This window comes from Promineifilum sp. (SeqCode), from assembly GCF_041918635.1.
In the GTDB taxonomy this organism is placed as follows: domain Bacteria; phylum Chloroflexota; class Anaerolineae; order Promineifilales; family Promineifilaceae; genus Promineifilum.
Genome location: NZ_JAYRVJ010000013.1, coordinates 1 through 3,460, shown reverse-complemented (window position 1 = coordinate 3,460; position 3,460 = coordinate 1). Strand labels below are relative to the sequence as shown.

The 3,460-nt window shown below is 61.4% G+C and carries 3 protein-coding genes; 1 reads left to right on the top strand and 2 read right to left on the bottom strand.

The features are described 5' to 3' along the window. The coding region (locus tag ACE3UY_RS00650) for a hypothetical protein (protein WP_374685625.1) at positions 1–189 on the top strand (189 nt) is incomplete at its 5' end. Positions 190–233: 44 nt separating this feature from the next. On the opposite strand, the gene ACE3UY_RS00645 is transcribed toward ACE3UY_RS00650, so the two are convergent. Next, complete coding sequence (locus tag ACE3UY_RS00645) at positions 234–1,424, bottom strand: class I SAM-dependent methyltransferase (protein WP_374685624.1); 1,191 nt, start codon at positions 1,422–1,424, stop codon at positions 234–236. 188 nt (positions 1,425–1,612) lie between these two features. Further along, positions 1,613–3,418, bottom strand: coding sequence for a translation elongation factor 4 (lepA, locus tag ACE3UY_RS00640; protein ID WP_374685626.1), 1,806 nt, complete (start codon positions 3,416–3,418; stop codon positions 1,613–1,615). Positions 3,419–3,460 lie beyond the last annotated feature (42 nt).

The window sequence follows — 3,460 nt, the reverse complement described above, 5'->3', positions numbered from 1 at the left end:
CATGTCGATGAGCGGGATGGCTGCGGAGTCAGTACAGACTGGATGAGTGTTGTTCATGGTTTGCCCAGAGGAGTCATCCGCAGATTGGGCAGATTAAGAAAAGAAGCTCATGCAAAGGTCGCAAAATACACCAAGAACGCCAAGTTTCCGTCTTTTGCGCTCTTTGCGAGCTTTGCGACCTTGGCGTGAGCCTATTTAATCTGCCGAATCTGCCTAATCTGCGGATAAGTATCTTACAAGGTTCGAATTTCCGGCGAGAGCCCCATCGCCGTCAGGTCGGCCGTCACTTCGGCGCGGTAGACGGGGTTCATGATGATCACCACGTCGGGCCGGTACTCCTTCAGGAACGCCGGCGCTACGATCTCCTGCCCCGTGCCGGCCATGTAGGTGCCGGTCTTGATGGGATTGATGTCCACGGCGTAGGCCACGTCATCGAGCGTCAGGCCCAGCGTGGTCAGGAAAGACACGCCCTTCGACCCGCCGCCCCACAGCACCACCTTCTTGCCCTCGGCCTTCATCCGCGCCAGCTCCCGCCGCCACTCCTCGCGCCTGGCCTTGTAATGCTCGACGAAGTAATCGACCATACGCAGCGCGCCGACCGGGCTTTCCTCGCCGTTCAGCGGCGACATGTTGGGCGCGCCGGCCGCCGGGCGGGCCTCGATCATCAGGTATTGGTCGTCGTAGGCCGTCCACAAGTCCTTCACCTCGAAGCCGGAGCGGCGGAAGAGTCGCGCCAGCGAGCCGCGGGTGAAGTAGGAGCAGTGCTCGTAGTAGATGTCCCAAAAAGCGATGTCGCTCAGCACGTAACGCGCGTTGGGAATCTGGAAGAAGACCACTGTGTCGGGCCGGTCGCCAATGGAGCGGCGGACGGTGGCGATGAACTCGCCCACGTCGGGGATGTGCTCCAGCGTCATCTTGCAGCAGATGAAGTCGGCGTGGTAGTCGGCGTACTTCTCCGAGTAAAAGTCGGGTATGAACGTCAGCCGGTCGGCGGCGGGGCTGGGGTGGCGGCCGGGAACGTAGGCCGGGTCGAAGCCCACGCCGCGGTTGTCGCCCATTTCGGCCAGCATGGTGATGAAGTCGCCCTTGTCACAGCCGATCTCGATGACGTCTTTACCGTGCAGGTCATAGCGGTCGATGAGGTCCTGGGCCAGGGCGCGGTGAAACTTGTTGAACGTGGGCGAGTAGCCCTGCGTCGCCTCGTAGCGAGCGCTGTACTGCGTCAGTTTCTCATCAAACGTGATGTTAGAGATAAAGCCGCACGCCGGGCAGGCCGCCAGGGTGATGTCGCCCGTCTGGAAGTTGAGCGCCTCTTCCTGGGTCATCACCAGCAAAACGCTGTTGACCGGCACGTTGTGGACTTCGTAAAAGGCGATCATGGCGGCCGAGCCGCAGCTGGGACAGGGATGATCAATCGTTCGCATCAATGATCCTCATAAGAATTAAGAAGCATCCGCAGATTTGGCAGATTACGCAGATTATTAAGAGGCGTATCGGCCCAGGATGTATCCAGCTAGTGGGCGCGGCGCAATTTCACGGCGCGCCGCGTCCCATTTAGCTCAAAGGGGGTGGCTCTAGATGGCGCGATGGAGAAAGCACGCCCGGTATCAGGCTAATCTTCACCTAGCTTCAGCACCGCCATGAACGCCTCCTGAGGCACTTCGACGTTGCCGATCATTTTCATGCGCTTCTTACCCTTCTTCTGCTTTTCCAGCAGCTTTTTCTTCCGGGTAATGTCGCCCCCATAGCATTTTGCCAGCACATCCTTGCGTAGCGCCTTAACATTGGCGCGACTGATCACGCGTTTGCTCGTCGCTGCCTGGATGGGGACTTCGTACATCTGGCGTGGGATGAGGTCTTTGAGTTCGGACACGAGGCGCTGGCCCCGGTGGTAGGCGTCGTCGGCGTGGACGATCATCGCCAGGGCGTCCACCGGCTGCTTGGCCACCAGCACTTCCAGCTTGACCAGATCGGAGGCGCGGTAGCCGTCGAATTCATAGTCCATCGAGGCATACCCGCGCGTGCCGCTCTTCAGCTTGTCGTAGAAGTCCACAATCATCTCGGCCAGCGGTAGATAGTAGTGCAGGACGATCCGGCCGGGCGCGGGGTGCTCCTGCTTGATGAACTCGCCCCGCCGCTTGCGGGTCAACTCCATGATCGTCCCGTAGAACTCCTCCGGGGCGAAGATCTGAACGCGCATCCACGGCTCGCGAATCTCGGCAATGGTGCTCTCGTCGGGCAGGTCGGCTGGGCTTTCGATGAAGCGCACCTCGCCCGTGTTCGCCATGACGATCTCGTACTCAACGCTGGGGGCCGTGGCGACCAGGTCGAGGTCGTACTCCCGCTCCAGCCGCTCCTGGATGATCTCCATGTGGAACAGCCCCAGGAAGCCGCAGCGGAAGCCGAAGTTGAGCGCGTTCGAGGTCTCCGGCTCGAAGACCAACGAGGCATCGTTGAGTTGCAGCCGCTCCAGCGCCTCCTTCAGCAAGGGGTAATCCTCGCCCTCGCTGGGGTAAAGCCCGGCGTAGACCATCGGCTTGACCTTCTTGTACCCATGCAGCGGCTCGGCCGCCGGCCGGTCGCGCAGGGTGATGGTGTCGCCAACGCGGCACTCGCGCACCGTCTTCAGGCCGGTGGCGATGTAGCCCACTTCGCCGGCAGCCAGCTCGTCAGTTGGGACCATACCGGGGCTGAAGATGCCGATCTCGATCGGCTCGACCGTCACGTCATTGGACATCATCTTGATCGGCTGCCGGGTGCGCACGGAGCCTTCGAAGACGCGCACGTAGGCGATGACGCCCTTGTAGGTGTCATAGTGCGAGTCAAAGACCAGCGCCCGCAGCGGCGCGTCCAGGTCGCCGCGCGGCGGCGGGATGCGCCGGACGACCGCCTCCAGGACGGCCTCAATGTTGGTCCCCATCTTGGCGCTGATGGGGATGACTTCCTCGGCCGGAAAGCCAGTGACACTCTCGATCTCCTCGGCCACATCTTCGGGCGCGGCAGCGGGCAGGTCGATCTTGTTGACGACCGGCAATAACTCCAGGTCGGCCTCGACGGCCATGTAGAGGTTGGCCAACGTCTGGGCCTCGATGCCCTGCGTGGCGTCCACAACCAGGATGGCCCCCTCGCACCCCTGCAACGCGCGGCTGACCTCGTAGGCGAAATCGACGTGGCCGGGCGTGTCGATCAGGTTCATCTCATACGTCTCGCCATCCTGGGCGCGATAGGCCATGCGCACGGCCGAGGCCTTGATGGTGACCCCCTTCTCGCGCTCGATGTCCATGCTGTCGAGCACCTGCTCCTGCATCTCGCGATCGGAGATAGTCCCGGTCGCTTGCAAAAGCCGGTCGGCCAGGGTGGATTTGCCGTGGTCGATGTGGGCGATAATGCAAAAATTGCGAATCCTGCTTTGATCCATGGGGCAAGTATAGCAGAATGGTAGGAGGATGACGCGCTTTTG

Excerpts from the sequence above, each read along its gene's own strand:
- ACE3UY_RS00645 (WP_374685624.1), bottom strand. The coding sequence starts at position 1,424 with ATGCGAACGATTGATCATCCCTGTCCCAGCTGCGGCTCGGCCGCCATG.
- lepA (WP_374685626.1), bottom strand. The coding sequence starts at position 3,418 with ATGGATCAAAGCAGGATTCGCAATTTTTGCATTATCGCCCACATCGAC.